We start from the raw sequence: 14,676 nt of genomic DNA on the forward strand, positions 1-14,676 counted from the left end.
CAAGCGTATGTCCGATGAAGAAAAGCGCAGGCTGCGGTCGCAGGCCTGGTTCGAAGGCCGGGGCGCGAGGAACTTCGCGAACCGGGGCTGGGTTCGCAGCCGCGGCGTGCCGATGGATCATTTCGACGGGCGGCCCGTGATCGGCATCTGCAACACCTGGTCCGAACTCACGCCGTGCAACTCGCACTTCCGCGACCTGGCCCTGCATGTGCGCGAAGGCATCCTCGAAGCGGGCGGCGTGCCGATGGAGTTCCCGGTCATCTCGCCCGGCGAGATGCTGACCCGGCCCACGGCCATGCTGTTGCGCAACCTCTGCAGCATGGACGTGGAGGAGACGCTGCGCGCCACCCCGCTCGATGGCGTGGTGCTGCTGATGGGTTGCGACAAGACGACGCCCGCGCTGCTGATGGGCGCCGCCAGCGTCAACCTGCCGACCATCGGCGTGTCCGGCGGGCCGATGCTCAACGGCAGCTTCCGCGGCAAGTCCTTCGGCATCAAGGATGCGTGGAACCTGGCGGCGGATCTGCGCGCCGGCCGTGCCGTCAACGAGGACTTCGAGGAGGCCGAGGGCTGCCTCACCCGATCGGTGGGCGTGTGCAACGTGATGGGAACGGCATCGACGATGGCGTCGATGGTCGAGGCGCTCGGGGTCGGGCTGCCCGACAACGCATCGATTCCCGCCGTGGATGCCAGGCGTCGCGTGCTGGCGCGCATGGCGGGCCGCCGCATCGTCGACATGGTGCGCGAGGAGCTGCGGCTCGACAAGGTGCTGACGCGCGAGGCCTTCGAGAACGCCATCGCGGTCAACGCGGCCATCGGCGGATCGACCAATGCCGTCATCCACCTCACGGCGGTGGCGCGGCGCATGGAGGTCCCGCTCGACATCGAGGACTGGCACCGGGTCGGACGCGACGTGCCCACGCTGCTCAACCTCCAGCCCTCGGGCCGCTACCTGATGCAGGACTTCCATGAGGCCGGCGGGCTGCCCGTGATCCTGCGCGACATGTGCGAGTCGGGCCTGCTGCATGGCGATGCGCTGACCGTGACCGGCAGGACGCTGGCCAAGAACAACGCCGGCGCCGTCTGCTGGAACCCGGACGTGATCCACAGCGTGGCGAAGCCCTTCATGGCGACCTCGGGCGTGGCCATCCTGCGCGGCAACCTGTGCCCGAACGGCGCCGTCATCAAGCCTTCGGCCGCCGAGCCGCGCCTGCTCACGCACAGAGGCCGCGCCGTGGTATTCGAGAACCAGGACGACTTGAGTCGGCGTGTCGACGATCCCGATCTCGAGATCGATGCGGACTCGGTCATGGTCCTGCGCAACTGCGGCCCCAAGGGCTTTCCGGGCATGCCGGAACTGGGGATGCTGCCCATTCCCGCCAAGCTGCTGAAGCAGGGCGTGACGGACATGGTCCGCATTTCGGACGCGCGCATGAGCGGTACCTCGTTCGGGGCCGTGGTGCTGCATGTGTCGCCCGAGGCGGCCGTGGGCGGCGCCCTGGCCGTGGTGCGCGACGGCGACCTGATCGAGCTCGACGTCGAGGCCCGGCGGCTCGAGCTGCTCGTCTCCGAGCAGGAGTTGCAGCAGCGGCTGGCCGCGTGGACACCGCCCGCCGCCGCGGCCACCCGGGGCTACGTCAGGCTGTACGTCGACACCGTCAACCAGGCCCATGACGGCTGCGACCTGCAATTCCTGGCGGGCCGCAGCGGCAGCGACGTGCCGGCCGCCCAGCACTGAAACCCCACAGGAGACGGATCTTGAACATGGCATTGGTACGTGATGTCGCGGCGCTCGAAGACCGCTATGGCGTCGATGACGGCTGGGTCTACATGACCGGCATCCAGGCGCTGGTGCGCCTGCCGCTGCAGCAGCGCGCGCGCGATGCCGCGGCCGGATGGAACACGGGCGGCTACATCTCGGGCTATCGCGGTTCGCCGCTGGGCCGCTACGACATGGAGCTGTGGGCCGCCGAGAAGCAGCTGAAGGCGGCCAACGTGGTGTTCCGTTCCGGCTTGAACGAGGACCTGGCCGCGACCGCCATCTGGGGCTCGCAGTACGTGGGGACTTTTCCGGGCGCTCGCGTGGATGGCGTGTTCGGCATCTGGTACGGCAAGGGCCCGGGCGTGGATCGTTCGGGCGATGTGCTTCGGCACGCCAACCAGGCCGGCACCTCGCCCAAGGGCGGGGTGCTGTGCCTGGCGGGCGACGATCACGGTGCGAAGAGTTCCTCGGTCGCCAACTTCTCCGATCCGATCCTCATGGCGGTCGGCATGCCGGTGCTCTATCCCTCCAACACGCAGGAGCTGCTGGACTACGGCCTGCACGGCATCGCCATGAGCCGCTTCTCGGGCTGCTGGGTGGGCATGAAAGTCGTGACCGACGTCGTCGAGGGCGGGGGCTCGGTCTACGTGGGGACGGATGCTCCCCTCATCACCGTGCCCGAGGCACCGAGCCGGCCGGTGGACCCGTTCGGCGCGGGCTACAACATCCGCGGCTTCGACATGCCGCTGCCGCAAGAGGACCGGCTCTACAACCACAAGCATGCGGCGGTGCTCGCCTATGCCCGGGCGAACCGGCTCAACCGCATCGTCGCGGACCCGGCCGGGGCGGGTGTCGGCGTCATCGCGGCGGGCAAGGCCTGGCAGGACGTGCTGCAGGCCCTGGGCCGCGAGGGTGAAGCAGCCGTGGGCAGGTTCGCCGATCTGAAGTTGCTGAAGGTCGGGCTGGTCTGGCCGCTGGATCCCGAGGTCGTGCGCGAGTTCGCGCAAGGCCTGCACACCATCGTGGTGGTCGAAGAGAAGCGGCCCGTTCTCGAAGACCAGGTGCGCACCATTCTTTACGGCCGCGCGAATGCGCCGCGCCTGGTGGGCAAGCTGTTCGAAGGCGGGCTCTTCGAGTCGGGTCCGGCCGACGTCGCCTTCCCGAACGCCAGCGAGATCTCGCCGATACGGGTGACCGAAGTGCTGGCGCGCGTGTTGGGCCGTGAGATGCCCGCGCATTGCGCGAGCGCACCCGTCAAGGTGCCGGGGCCGAACCGCGTGCCCGGCTTCTGCTCGGGCTGCCCGCACAACCGCTCGACCAGGGTGCCCGAAGGCAGCCGCGCGCTGGCCGGCATCGGCTGCCACAGCATGGCGCTGCTGGTGAACCCGCAGCAGACCACCACCTGGTCGCACATGGGTGCCGAAGGCGTGATGTGGCTCGGCCAGCAACCCTTCACCGCCGAGCGCCATGTGTTCGCCAACATCGGCGACGGCACGCTGGCGCACTCGGGCCATCTGGCGATTCGGCAGGCCGTCGCGGCGCAGGTGCCCATCACCTACAAGGTGCTCTACAACGGCTTCGTGTCGATGACGGGCGGACAGCCGGTCGAGGGAAACCTGAGCCCGCCGCAGATCCTCGCGGGCTTCGCGGCGGAGGGCATCCGCAAGATGGCGGTCGTGACGGATGAGCCGCAGCGCTATACCGACGTGACCCTGCCCGAGGGTGTGGCTGTGCACCACCGTACCGCCCTCGACGCCGTGCAGCGCGAGTTCCGCGAATACCCCGGCGTTTCGGTGATCCTCTACGACCAGGCCTGTGCCGCGGAGAGACGCCGGCTGCGCAAGCGCGGCAAGCTGCCCGATCCCGACCGGCGCCTGTTCATCAACCCGGCCGTGTGCGAGGGCTGCGGCGATTGCGGCGTGGCCTCGAACTGCATGTCGATCGAGCCGCTGGAGACCGAGCTCGGCCGCAAGCGCCGCATCAACCAGGGAAGCTGCAACAAGGACTATTCGTGCGTGGAGGGCTTCTGCCCCAGCTTCGTCAGCGTCGAGGGCGCAAAGCCGCGCCGGGCCGCGGCGCGCGTCGAGGCACAGGCGGTATCGCCGCGCCCGTACACGCAGGCGCTGCCCGAGCCCGACATCGCACCGCTGCAACGCGCCTGCAGCGTGCTGATCTCCGGCATCGGCGGCACGGGCGTGGTGACCATCGGCCAGACCCTGGCCGTGGCCGCCCATCTGGAGGGCCGCTACAGCTCCAACCTCGATGTCACCGGGTTCTCGCAGAAGTACGGCGCCGTGACCTCGCATGTGCGGTTCGCGCCCGAGCCGGGGATGCTGCATGCCACGCGCATCGCCGAGGGCGAAGCCGATGCATTGATCGGTTGCGACCTCGTCGTCGCGGCCTCGGACGAATCGCTGACACGGCTGCCGGCCGGTCGCGGCCGCGCGGTGGTGAGCACCGGCCTCGTGCCGACCAGCGACTTCGCGCGCAATCCCGACTGGCAGCTCGACCCGAAGACGCTGATCGAGCGCATCGAGGCCGCGGCGGGCACGGCCGATCTCGTGCTGATCGATGGCGAGCGCATGGCCACCGCGCTGGTCGGCGATCCGATCGGCATCAACATGTTCATGCTGGGCCTGGCCTGGCAGCGCGGCTTCGTTCCCCTGGGACGAGCCGCGATCGAGCGGGCCATCGAGCTCAACGGCGTGGCCGTGGCCATGAACAAGGAAGCGTTCCTCTGGGGGCGGCGCGTCGCCCACGACCGACAGGCGGTGGAGCGCCACCTGAAGGCCGAACAGCCGACGCAGGTCATCACCTTCATGTCGCGGCAGACCCGGGGACTCGACCAGACCGTCGCGCATCGCATCGAGCACCTGCGCGCGCACAGCGGCGAACTGCATGTGCAGCGCTACAGGGCGTTGGTGGAGAAGGCGCGTCGGTTGGAAGCAGCGCTCCATGCGGGAGATGCCCTGGCCAGGGCCGTGGCGCACAACTACCACCGGCTGCTGGCGACCAAGGACGAGTGGGAGGTCGCCCGTCTGTTCACGCACCCCGACTTTCGATCGGCACTGGCGCAGGAGTTCGAGGGCCCGATCCGGCTGCGCTTCCACCTCGGGGTCTGGCCCTTCGCGCGGAAGGACGTCCACAGCGGCAAGCCCGTCAAGGGCGACGCGGGACCCTGGGTGCTGCTGGCGATGAAATGCATGGCGCGGATGCGCGGCCTCCGGGGAAGTTGGCTCGATCCGTTCCGCAACGCGGCGGAACGCACACTCGACCGCCGGCTGCTGGCGCAGTACGAAGACGACATGCGCGTGGCCCTGTCCGACTTGCGTGCCGAGACCTTGCCCATCGTGACGAAGCTGGCCTCGCTGCCCCAGTCGATCCGGGGATACGGCCATGTGCGTGAGGCGCAGGCCGAGAAGGCGGCTGCGACGCGGCAAGCGCTGTTGCGGGAACTGGCGCTGGCCGGCGAGCAACAGGCGCGTGCCGCATGACGCCTCGAAACCGTCGCGGTAATGCAACTCGCTCTCGACAAGGGGACATTCATCGAAAAGGCGCGGGCGATTCGCTGCCCGCGACTAAGATCGCGCCCTCAGTCATTGGGGAGTAGCTGACCTGCGCAACGCAGGAGCCCGCGTCAACACACTTGGCCTTTCGGCCATGGCGCGAGCAGCTTTAGAGCCTGGCAAGACCTTTGACCACGTCACCTCGGTATGGGCCGGGAAGTGGCGTGGTCTTCGCGTCGCTGGCCCAGGAGTTCTCTTTTCATCATGGAAGCCTTACTCGTATCCACGGGCGTGGTCGCGCTCGGGGAAATGGGCGACAAGACCCAACTGCTCGCGATCATCCTGGCCGCGACCTTTCGCAAACCATGGCAGATCGTCGCGGGCATCTTCACCGCCACTGTCGTCAACCATGCCGCAGCGGGCGCGCTCGGCGGCTTGGTGGCCCAGGCCATGGGGCCGAACATCCTGCGCTGGGTCATCGGCGCCTCGTTCCTGGCCATGGCCGCGTGGATGCTGATCCCCGACAAGATCGACGACGATGCCGCGAAGACGAAGAGCCGCTTCGGTGCCTTCGGTACCACGGTCGTCACCTTCTTCCTCGCGGAGATGGGCGACAAGACGCAGATCGCGACCGTGGCGCTGGCCGCGCGCTATCCCGAGGTGGTGCAGGTCGTGATCGGCACCACGCTGGGCATGATGCTGGCCGACGCGCCCGCGGTCTTCCTCGGCGAGAAGATCGCCGCCAAGGTCTCGATGCGGCTGGTGCACGGCGTGGCCGCCGTCATCTTCGGCGTGCTGGGGCTGCTGACGCTGTTCAACGTCGGCAACCTGTTCTGAGCCCCGGCGGGCGGTCGCCTATTTCGCGGCGGCCGCCGTGCCCAGGCCCAGCTTGTCGATCACGGCCTTCTCGGTCTTCATGGTGCGCACCGCGTACTGCTTGTAGGCCGCGCTGTCCATGTAGAAGGTCTCCATGTCGAACTTGGCGAGCGACTCCTGGTAGTTGGGCATCTCCATCGCCTTCTTGAAGGCGTCGTGCAGGATCGCGACCACCTTCGGGTTCGCGCCCTTGGGCAGCACCAGGCCGAAGGGCGAGGCCTGCACCATGTCGATACCCGACTCCTTGAGCGTGGGCGCGTTCGGGTATTTCTTCGAGCGAGTCTCGCCCCAGGTCGACAGCAGCCGCAGCTTGCCCTGGTCGACGTACGGGCCCCAGCCCGGCGTGTCGGCCACCGACATCACGTGGCCGCCGAGCACCGCCTGCAGCGATTCGGAGTTGCCCTTGTAGGGCACGTGATTGAACTCCACGCCGGCCTGGATCGCGATCGCTTCCATCGTCAGGTGCAGCGTGGTGAGCGCGCCCGGCGTGCCGTAGCTCAGGCGGCCCGGGTTGGCCTTGGCATAGGCGAGGTACTCGCGCATCGACTTGATCGGCGAATCGGCGGGCACCACCAGGCCGAAGGAATAGCCGGCGAGGCCGATCACGTAGCTCAGGTCGTTGGCCGGGTCCCAGTTGAGCTTGGTGGTGTAGGGCAGCCGGAACACCGGCAGCGGCACCTGCGCGAGCGTGTAGCCGTCGGGCGCGGTGGCCTGCATGGTCTGCGCGGGCAGCACGCCGCCGGCGCCGGGCTTGTTCTCGATGATCACCGGCTGGCCGAGGATCTTCGAAGCGTTCTCGGCCAGCACGCGGAAGGGCACGTCGGTCGAGCCGCCGGCGGTGAAGCCGATCAGCACGCGGATCGGCCGCACCGGAAAGGCATCGGACTGCGCGAAGGCGGGAGCGGCGGCGAGGCCGGCGGCCAGCAGCAGGGCGTGCAGCGCACGGCGGGTGAGGGTGGGTTGTTTCATGGCAGGACGTGCGAACGAAGAAAACGGGAAGGGCGGCGCGGCCGCCCCGCGAAAGGGACGGGCCGCGCCGGCGCCGTCAGGGCGCGGGGCAACCGCCGCGGCTGGCCGAGGAGAACTTGCAGCCGTAGTCGGCGCGCGCCACGGTCGCGGCGTCGAGCACCTCGTCGCCGGCCGGCTTCACGCCGTTCTGCTCCCAGTTCGTCATCGCGTCGAAGGCCTGGGTCTGCTCCTCGGTCGTGAAGTCGCAGTGGCTGATGCCGCGGATCGCGCGCTGCACGAGCCACTTCGAGGTGCCCAGCGCATCGGCGCGGCGCTTGTAGATCTGCTCCATGCTGAACGGCACGTAGACGTCGCCCAGCGTGTGGATGGTGACCACCGGCACGTCGATGCGCGCATTGGACTTGGGAAACCAGCGCAGGCCGTCGCGCCGCAGCCGGTTGGCCTCGGGGTCGGCATGCAGCCGGTAGGCGCCCTGGTTGAAGGTGATCTCCTCGGCGTTCTGCGCCGGGTCGTTGTCGAGCTGGTAGACGATGCTGGTGGTGTCGTAGCCGTCGCGGTTGAGGATGCCGTTGATGGTGCCGTCGCGGCCGAAGGTGCCCCACACGGTGGCGTTCATGCTGCCCGCGAAGCCGGCATCGAACATCGGGCGCTCGCCGCCCGTGAGGTTCTTGACGATGGCCTTGTACTTCTCGCCCTGCGCGGTCGTCGCGCTCGGGAAGCGCGTGAACAGCGCGTTGCGCACCACGGGCAGCAGGTCGTTCCAGTTGCTCACGGGCCAACCGGTGACGGGCAGGCCGGCCAGCTGCTGCGCCGCGATCTGCGAGGCGCCGAAGTAGTTGTAGAGCTCGATGTCGCCGAGCACGCCGCACATCGGCACCGCGCCGGCATAGCGCACCTTGTGGTTGGCCGTCTCCAGCGCCTCGGCGTCGACCGCGGCCGCGGCCACGTGGCCGCCGAGCGACTGGCCGACGATGTAGGTCTTGCGCGGTGCATCGAGCGTGCGGCCGTTCTGCGAGGCGATGCGCTGGAAGGCCAGCGCGAGCGCGTTGGTGTCCTCGACGCCGGCGCGCACGTCGTAGTAGTTCTTGGTGTAGCTCGACGCGGCCCAGGCGTAGCCCTGGGCGATCAGGTGCGCGCGGATGGTGGGATCGCTGACGCTCACCACCGGGCCCGTGCCGCCGTAGCCGTGCGCGTACATCACGAGCATGCCGTTCCAGTTCTTCGGCACTTCCACGCGGTAGCCGGCGCCCTCGAGCACGCCCCACCAGCGGTCGGTGTCGGGCGCGCCCGAGAGTGCGGCGAACGGCAGCTTGGTCTCGTCGACCGTGAACTGGCGGCTGTCCTGCGCGCGCGTTTCCTCGGGCTGGGGCGCCGCCGGGGGCGGCGGTGCCGGGGGATTGCCGGCGCCCGCGCCGCCTGCACCGGCCTGTTGCGCAGCGATGGCGGCGGCCAGCGCCGCGGCGCTGGCGCCCGACGAATCGCCGCCACCGCCGCCGCATGCGGCCAGCGTCGCGGCGGCGATGAGCGAGAGAACGGTGGCGCGGCGGCCCGGATGGCGATGGAACTTCACGAGATGTCTCCTGCGTGTTGGATGAGTTCCGCGTGAATCCTTTAATTTCGTTCAGCGGAATTAAATTTATGGAATGTTCTTTCGAACGACGGCGAGTATCTTTCCGCTCTCGCTTCTCTCGTATAGGGAATTCCATGAACCGTTTCCAAGCGCTGAAAATATAATTCCGTCCAACGAAATTAAATTTACAACGTCAACATGGGCCGCACCAAGCAGATCGACTTCGAGGAGGGCTCCGACAGTCCGCGCTTCGTGACCGCGCTGGCGCGCGGCCTGGACATCCTGGCCGCCTGGGGTCCCGACGAGAAATGGCTCACCAGCACCGAGATCGCACGTCGCACCGGCCTGCCCAAGCCCACCGTCGCGCGGCTTGCCTACACCCTCGTCGTGGCGGGCTACCTGCGCCACTCGCGCGAGACCGGCAAGTACGCGCATGGCGACAGCCTGGTCGCGCTGGGCATCACGATGGTGTCGAACCTCAAGCTGCGGCGCATCGCGCGGCCCTACATGCAGGACCTGGCCGACCGCTACGACGCCTCGGTGTCGCTCGGCATCCGCAACGGGCTGTCGATGCTCTACGTGGAGAACTGCCGCTCGAGCGCGCCGCTGTCGCTGGGCCTGGACATCGGCTCACGGCTGCCCGTGGCGCGCTCGGCGATGGGCCATGCCTACCTCTGCGCGCTCGATGCGAAGGAGCGCGAGCGGCTGCTGGGCGAGATCCGCCTGGCCGACCGCGAGCGCTGGCCGCAGACGCAGCAGGCCATCGAGACCTCGCTCGCGCACTGGCGCGAACGCGGCTTCACGATGGTCGTGCGCGGCTGGGAGAGCGACATCAGCGGCGTGGGCGCGGCCATTCGGCAGGCCGACGGCAACGTCGTGACCTTCAACGTCGGCGGCTCGGCCAGCCGCTTCGGCCGGGAGCTGCTCGAGCAGGACATCGGCCCGCAGCTCGCGCGCATGGTCAAGGTGCTCGAGTCCTTCGTGCGCGCGGACGACCACTGACAAGGTGTGAGCCCGCGGTGCGCGCTCAGGCGTGCCCGGCCAGTATCCGTTCCGCGTCGCGCCCCGGCGGCAGTCCGAAGGCGCGCGCATATTCGCGGCTGAACTGCGTGGCGCTCTCGTAGCCGACCTCGAAGGCAGCCGAGCTCACGCTCCGGCCATGCGCCACCAGCAGCGTGCGCGCCTGCAGCAGTCGTATGCGCTTCTGGTACTGCACCGGGCTCAGCGAGGTCGCGACCTTGAAATGCCGATGGAAGGCCGACGCGCTCATCGAGGCCTGCCGCGCCAGCGCCTCGACGCGCAGCGGCAGCGCGAAGTCGCGCCGGATCCGCTGGATCGCGCGGCTCACGCGCGAGAGGGCGCTGTCGGGCATGGCGATGCCGCGCAGCATCGCGCCCTGCGGTCCCTGCAGCACGCGATAGAGGATCTCGCGCTCGTAGACCGGGGCCAGCGCCGGGATGTCGGCGGGCCGCCGCATCAGCCGCAGCATGCGCACCCAGGCATCCATCAGGTCCGGCGTGACGGCGGCCACCGAGAAGCCGGCCTCGGGCTTCTGCGCGAGCGCGATCGGCGGCAGGTCGGCGATCAGCGCCGCGATCACCGCCGGCTGCAGGCTCAGGGCCACCGCGAGATAGGGCTCGCCGCCCGGCGCGGGCCGCACCGTGCCGGCCGCGGGCAGCTCGATGGACATCACGAAATAGGTGGCCGGGCCGTAGTCCAGCGTGCGCTCGCCCACGGTCATCGACTTGCCGCCCTGCAGCACCAGGTTGACCATCGGGTCGTAGACCGCGTTGAGCTCGTGCTCGGGGATCTTCCCCTGCACCATGGCCACGCGCGGAATGCCGGTCTCCGTGAGGCGGTTGCGCGCATGGGCGGCCAGGTCGCGGAGTTCCGTCAGTTGTTCTTCCATGGCCTGCATCAGATCGCACCGCTCCGTGCGCCGCAAGTGCCCGAGTGCCGGCGCGGCAGTTTTGGGCAGGCCCGAGGCAGGAATGGGCAGGCCGCGATGCGTGCCGCCCCCTATCGTCGATGCATCACCGATTCAACGAAAGCACGCATGAACATCGTCATCATCACCGGCGCGAGCCGCGGCCTCGGCGCCAGCACGGCCCTGCAGGCCGCCAAACGCGGCATGGGCGTGATCCTCACCTACAACAGCCACGCGGCCGGTGCCGAGGCGCTCGTGCGCACGATCGAAGCCGAGGGCGGCAAGGCCGCGGCCCTCGCGCTCGACGTGGGCAAGGTCGCGTCGTTCGCCGGCTTTCGCGACCGGGTTGCGGCAACGCTCGAGGCGACATGGCAGCGCAACAGCTTCGATGCACTGGTCAACAACGCGGGCTATGGCCTCTTCAATCCCATCGCCTCGGTCAGCGAGGCCGAGTTCGACGGTCTGCTCGACGTGCATCTCAAGGGCCCGTTCTTCCTGACCCAGGCGTTGCTGCCGCTGATGGCCGATGGCGGCCACATCGTCAACCTCACGAGCGCGACCACGCGTGTCGCGACACCGGGCGTCGCGCCCTATGCGGCCTTCAAGGGCGGGCTGGAGGTGCTCACGCGCTACATGGCCAAGGAGTTCGGCGCGCGCGGCATCCGTGCCAATGCCGTGTCGCCGGGCGCCATCCGAACCGACATGACCAGCCAGGCCCTCGACCAGAGCCCCGAGTTCGAGACCCTGCTCGCCGCGCAGACCGCGCTCGGCCGCATCGGCGCGCCCGACGACGTCGGCCGCGTGATCGCGGGACTGCTGTCCGCCGACAATGCCTGGATCAACGCGCAGACCATCGAGGTGGCCGGCGGCTACAACATCTGATACGGCGCCGCCCATGCTCGACCACATCTTCCTGTCCGTCAGCGACCTGCGACGCTCCATCGACTTCTATGCCGCCGCGCTCGCACCGCTGGGCATCGCTCACCAGCATGACTACGCGGGCAAGGACGGCCCGCCCGGCCATCCCGACCTGAAGGGCTTCGGCGCCCGGGGTCGCGTGTTCTTCTGGCTGCGGCAGGGCCCGGTGAACGGCGAGGCGGTGCATGTGGGCTTCGTCGCCGCGAGCCATGCCGAAGTCGACGCGGCCCATGCCGCGGCCATGGCCGCCGGCGCCCGCGACAACGGCGCACCCGGGGCCCGCCTGCACTACGACCCGCGCTACTACGCGGCCAACGTGTTCGACCCCGACGGCCACAGCCTCGAGTTCGTCCACAAGAGCTGGCAGCACCCGCCGCGCTGAGGCCGCTATGCAGCGAACAGCGTGGACCGCAGTGCCCGCGCGGCATCGGCCAGCGCCTCGCGCGTGGCGTCGAAGGGCCAGCGCATGAACTCGTGGATCATGCCGTCGTAGCGCTTCACGTTGACCGGCACGCCGGCCTCGCGCAGCCGCTCGCCATAGGCTTCGCCCTCGTCGCGCAGCGCATCGAACTCGGCCGTGACGATATGGGCCGGTGGCAGTCCGCGCAGGTCCCCGGCCAGCAGCGGCGAGACCAGCGCATGGGTCTTCAGTGCCGCGTCGCCGAGGTAGTGATCCATGAACCAGTGCTGCATCTCGCGGCCGATGTTGCCGTACTGCCCCGCATAGGCCTGGATCGAGGTGTTGATGCGGCGGAAATCGACATCGGGATAGATCAGCAGCTGGTGCGCGATCCGCGGTCCCGCGGCATCGCGCGCCTTCAGCGCGACCACCGCCGCGAGGTTGCCGCCGGCGCTGTCGCCCGCGACCGCGAGCCGATGCCCGTCGGCACCGAGCTGCGCCGCATGCTCGGCCACCCAGGCGGTGGCCGCGAAGGCCGCGTCGACACCGGCCGGGAACTTGTGCTCGGGCGCCAGCGGATAGGCCACCGAGACCACGACCGCCTGCGTCGCCACGGCGAGCGCGCGCGCGAGGCCGTCGTGCGTGTCGAGGTCGCCGAGCACGAAGCCGCCGCCGTGGAAGAACACGATGACCGGCAGCACCTGCTGCGGCGACGGGTGGTAGATGCGCACGTCGAGCGGCCCCACCGCGGTGTCGATGCGACGGTCGGCGACCGAGGCCACCGGCGCGCCGGGCGGCAGCGCCGCGAGCATGCGGCGCTTGCCCTGCCGGATCGCGTCGGGCGCGAGCGTGTGCATGTCGGAGAAGCGGGTGGCGGCGAGGCGATCCAGATGCGCCTGGGCCTGGGGATGAAGCGGCATGTCCTGTCTTCCGGTGGTGAAGGGGACAGCCAATCTACGACTTGAACTTCGGTTCAAGTCAAGCGCTTCTTCGAAGTTTTCTTGCTAACGCACCAGCTCGCGGAAGTTGGCCTTGAACTTCGGGCATTCGACCAGCGAGGCATGCGTGCACACGGCCGCGTGCTTCAGGCTGTCGCGCATGGTCTGCAGCCGCTCGATCTCGTGGTCGAGCTCGGTGGCGCGCTTGGCCATGCTGCGACGCAGCTCGACGTCCTTGGGCGTGGACGCGAGGAAACGCCCGATCTGCGCGAGCGAGAAGCCGGCCGACTTCGCGCAGTGGATCAGCGCCAGCCACGCGACCACCTCGGGCCGGTAGGCGCGCCGCAGGCCGGTGCGGCCCGCGGATTCGATCAGTCCGCGCCGTTCATAGAAGCGCAGCGCCGAAGGCGCCAGGCCTGCGCGCTGCGCGACCTCTGCAATATCGAGCATGGGATGTCTCCATCGTGAATCTCTTCGGCCGGGCCTCAGGCGAACTGCGCGAGGCCATGGCCCACCGACCAATTCTCCTTCGGCGAGTCGACGATGTTCACGAACAGGTCTTCGCCGCGCAGGCCGGGGCTTTCGGCCAGCAGTTCCGCGAGCCGCCGGAACAGCGCCTGCTTCTGCGCGGCGCTGCGGCTGTCGAACACCGTGATCCGGATGTAGACCACGTCGTCGCTGCGCGTCACGCCGTAGGCATTGCCGTGGCGGAAGTTCGCGGGCTCGTGCTCGCTGAGCGTCATGAAGCGGTTGTCCTCGGACACGCCGAGCGCGTCGCTGAGCGCGCGGCCGAGGCCGTCGAGGATCGCCGTTCGATAGGCCTCGGGCTTGCCGGCACGCAGGAAGACATGGCTGATGGGCATCGTGATTCCTTCAAAGGGGTGGTGATGTCGGACGATGCTAGTCATACGAAATTGCTATGGATAAATATATCAACGACAATTTTTTGAAATGATTGCACGCCCTCTCGATCTCGATGCCGTCCTGGCCTTCATCCGCATCGTCGAGCTCGGCAGCTTCACGCTCGCGGCCGAGGCGCTGCAGACCACGCAGGCCGGCATCAGCCTCAAGCTCAAGCGGCTCGAGGAGCGGCTCGGCTGCCGGCTGGTGGAGCGCACACCGCGGCACGTGGAGCTGTCGGCCAAGGGCGCGGCCTTTCTCGAACATGCGCGCGAGCTGCTGGCGGTGCACGACCGCGCGCTCGGCGCCTTCGCCCAGGCGCGCCAGCGGCTCACCATCGGCATCAGCGACCACGTGGCGGGCCCCGAGCTGCCCGCGCTGATCGCGCGCATGAACGCGCAGGACCCGCAGCTGCTGATCGAGATCCGCATCGGCTCCTCGGGCGAGCTGCTGCAGAGCTTCGACCGGCGCGAACTCGACACCGTGATCGTGCGCCTGCATGCGGGCCGCAACGACGGCGAGCTGCTGGCCGAAGAACGGTTCGGCTGGTTCGCGGCGCCGACCTGGCAGCACCGCGCGGGCGAGCCGCTGCCGCTGGCCACCATGGCCGAGCCCTGCGGCGTGCGCGCGCTGGCCGCGCGACTGCTCGACGAGGCGCGCATGCCCTGGACCGAGGTCTTCGTCGGCGGTGGCGTCGCCGCCGTCGCGGCCGCGGTCATGGCCGGCCTCGGCGTGGCCGCGCTGGCGCCGCGCATGCTGCCCTTCGGCGCGGTCGAGGTGGGCGCGCGGCTCGGGCTGCCCGAGTTGCCGCGCCTGCCGGTGCTGCTGCACACGCGCGTGGGCGAAGGGCGGCCGCGCGCGGCGCTCGAGGCGCTGTCGGTGGCCTTTCGCAGCGTGGTGCGAAGCTAGT

13 protein-coding genes and 1 riboswitch are annotated in these 14,676 nt (G+C 69.2%); of the genes, 7 read left to right on the forward strand and 6 right to left on the reverse strand.

Going from position 1 to position 14,676, the window contains the following annotated elements; all coding sequences use genetic code 11:
• Positions 1-7: 7 nt before the first annotated feature.
• The 3 genes from KV106_RS12335 (at position 8) to KV106_RS12345 (ending at position 6,105) form a co-directional block, all read left to right on the forward strand.
• Positions 8-1,738, forward strand: a complete 1,731-nt coding sequence (locus KV106_RS12335) for an IlvD/Edd family dehydratase (RefSeq protein ID WP_261210557.1) — start codon at positions 8-10, stop codon at positions 1,736-1,738.
• A 26-nt stretch (positions 1,739-1,764) separates the two neighbouring features.
• Positions 1,765-5,256 (forward strand): indolepyruvate ferredoxin oxidoreductase family protein, encoded by a 3,492-nt coding sequence (locus KV106_RS12340; RefSeq protein ID WP_261210558.1) that lies wholly within the window; start codon positions 1,765-1,767, stop codon positions 5,254-5,256.
• A 95-nt stretch (positions 5,257-5,351) separates the two neighbouring features.
• Positions 5,352-5,524: riboswitch (yybP-ykoY riboswitch) on the forward strand.
• Positions 5,525-5,532: 8 nt separating this feature from the next.
• A complete protein-coding gene (locus KV106_RS12345) occupies positions 5,533-6,105 on the forward strand; it encodes a TMEM165/GDT1 family protein (protein WP_261210559.1) in 573 nt (190 codons plus the stop codon).
• A gap of 18 nt (positions 6,106-6,123) precedes the next feature.
• Here the strand turns inward: KV106_RS12345 and KV106_RS12350 are convergent, their stop codons facing one another.
• Both KV106_RS12350 and KV106_RS12355 read right to left on the reverse strand, forming a co-directional pair.
• Entirely contained in the window at positions 6,124-7,113 is a 990-nt protein-coding gene (locus tag KV106_RS12350) for a tripartite tricarboxylate transporter substrate binding protein (protein WP_261210560.1), read from the reverse strand.
• Between the two features lie 76 nt (positions 7,114-7,189).
• Positions 7,190-8,683, reverse strand: a complete 1,494-nt coding sequence (locus tag KV106_RS12355; RefSeq protein WP_261210561.1) for an alpha/beta hydrolase family protein — start codon at positions 8,681-8,683, stop codon at positions 7,190-7,192.
• Between the two features lie 198 nt (positions 8,684-8,881).
• Between KV106_RS12355 and KV106_RS12360 the strand changes: the two genes are divergently transcribed.
• Positions 8,882-9,685 carry an IclR family transcriptional regulator gene (locus tag KV106_RS12360; protein ID WP_261210562.1) on the forward strand — a complete coding sequence of 268 codons (804 nt, stop codon included), beginning with the start codon at positions 8,882-8,884 and terminating at the stop codon, positions 9,683-9,685.
• Positions 9,686-9,710: 25 nt separating this feature from the next.
• On the opposite strand, the gene KV106_RS12365 is transcribed toward KV106_RS12360, so the two are convergent.
• Complete coding sequence (locus KV106_RS12365) at positions 9,711-10,592, reverse strand: AraC family transcriptional regulator (protein WP_261210563.1); 882 nt, start codon at positions 10,590-10,592, stop codon at positions 9,711-9,713.
• Between the two features lie 147 nt (positions 10,593-10,739).
• Between KV106_RS12365 and KV106_RS12370 the strand changes: the two genes are divergently transcribed.
• Positions 10,740-11,492: an SDR family NAD(P)-dependent oxidoreductase gene (locus KV106_RS12370; RefSeq protein ID WP_261210564.1), complete on the forward strand. Its 753-nt coding sequence runs from the start codon at positions 10,740-10,742 to the stop codon at positions 11,490-11,492.
• Positions 11,493-11,505: 13 nt separating this feature from the next.
• Entirely contained in the window at positions 11,506-11,910 is a 405-nt protein-coding gene (locus tag KV106_RS12375) for a VOC family protein (protein ID WP_261210565.1), read from the forward strand.
• Positions 11,911-11,915: 5 nt separating this feature from the next.
• Here the strand turns inward: KV106_RS12375 and KV106_RS12380 are convergent, their stop codons facing one another.
• The 3 genes from KV106_RS12380 to KV106_RS12390 form a co-directional block, all read right to left on the reverse strand.
• Positions 11,916-12,848 carry an alpha/beta hydrolase gene (locus KV106_RS12380; RefSeq protein ID WP_261210566.1) on the reverse strand — a complete coding sequence of 311 codons (933 nt, stop codon included), beginning with the start codon at positions 12,846-12,848 and terminating at the stop codon, positions 11,916-11,918.
• A gap of 84 nt (positions 12,849-12,932) precedes the next feature.
• Positions 12,933-13,316, reverse strand: coding sequence for a MerR family transcriptional regulator (locus KV106_RS12385; RefSeq protein ID WP_261210567.1), 384 nt, complete (start codon positions 13,314-13,316; stop codon positions 12,933-12,935).
• Positions 13,317-13,351: 35 nt separating this feature from the next.
• Positions 13,352-13,729 carry a tautomerase family protein gene (locus tag KV106_RS12390; protein WP_057592652.1) on the reverse strand — a complete coding sequence of 126 codons (378 nt, stop codon included), beginning with the start codon at positions 13,727-13,729 and terminating at the stop codon, positions 13,352-13,354.
• A gap of 88 nt (positions 13,730-13,817) precedes the next feature.
• Here KV106_RS12390 and KV106_RS12395 point away from each other — a divergent pair, with 88 nt between their 5' ends.
• The gene (locus tag KV106_RS12395; RefSeq protein ID WP_261210568.1) at positions 13,818-14,675 is read left to right on the forward strand and encodes a LysR family transcriptional regulator; all 858 of its coding nucleotides are present in this window, start codon (positions 13,818-13,820) and stop codon (positions 14,673-14,675) included.
• Position 14,676 lies beyond the last annotated feature (1 nt).

The organism is Variovorax endophyticus (genome assembly GCF_025376855.1).
Taxonomy (GTDB): domain Bacteria; phylum Pseudomonadota; class Gammaproteobacteria; order Burkholderiales; family Burkholderiaceae_C; genus Variovorax.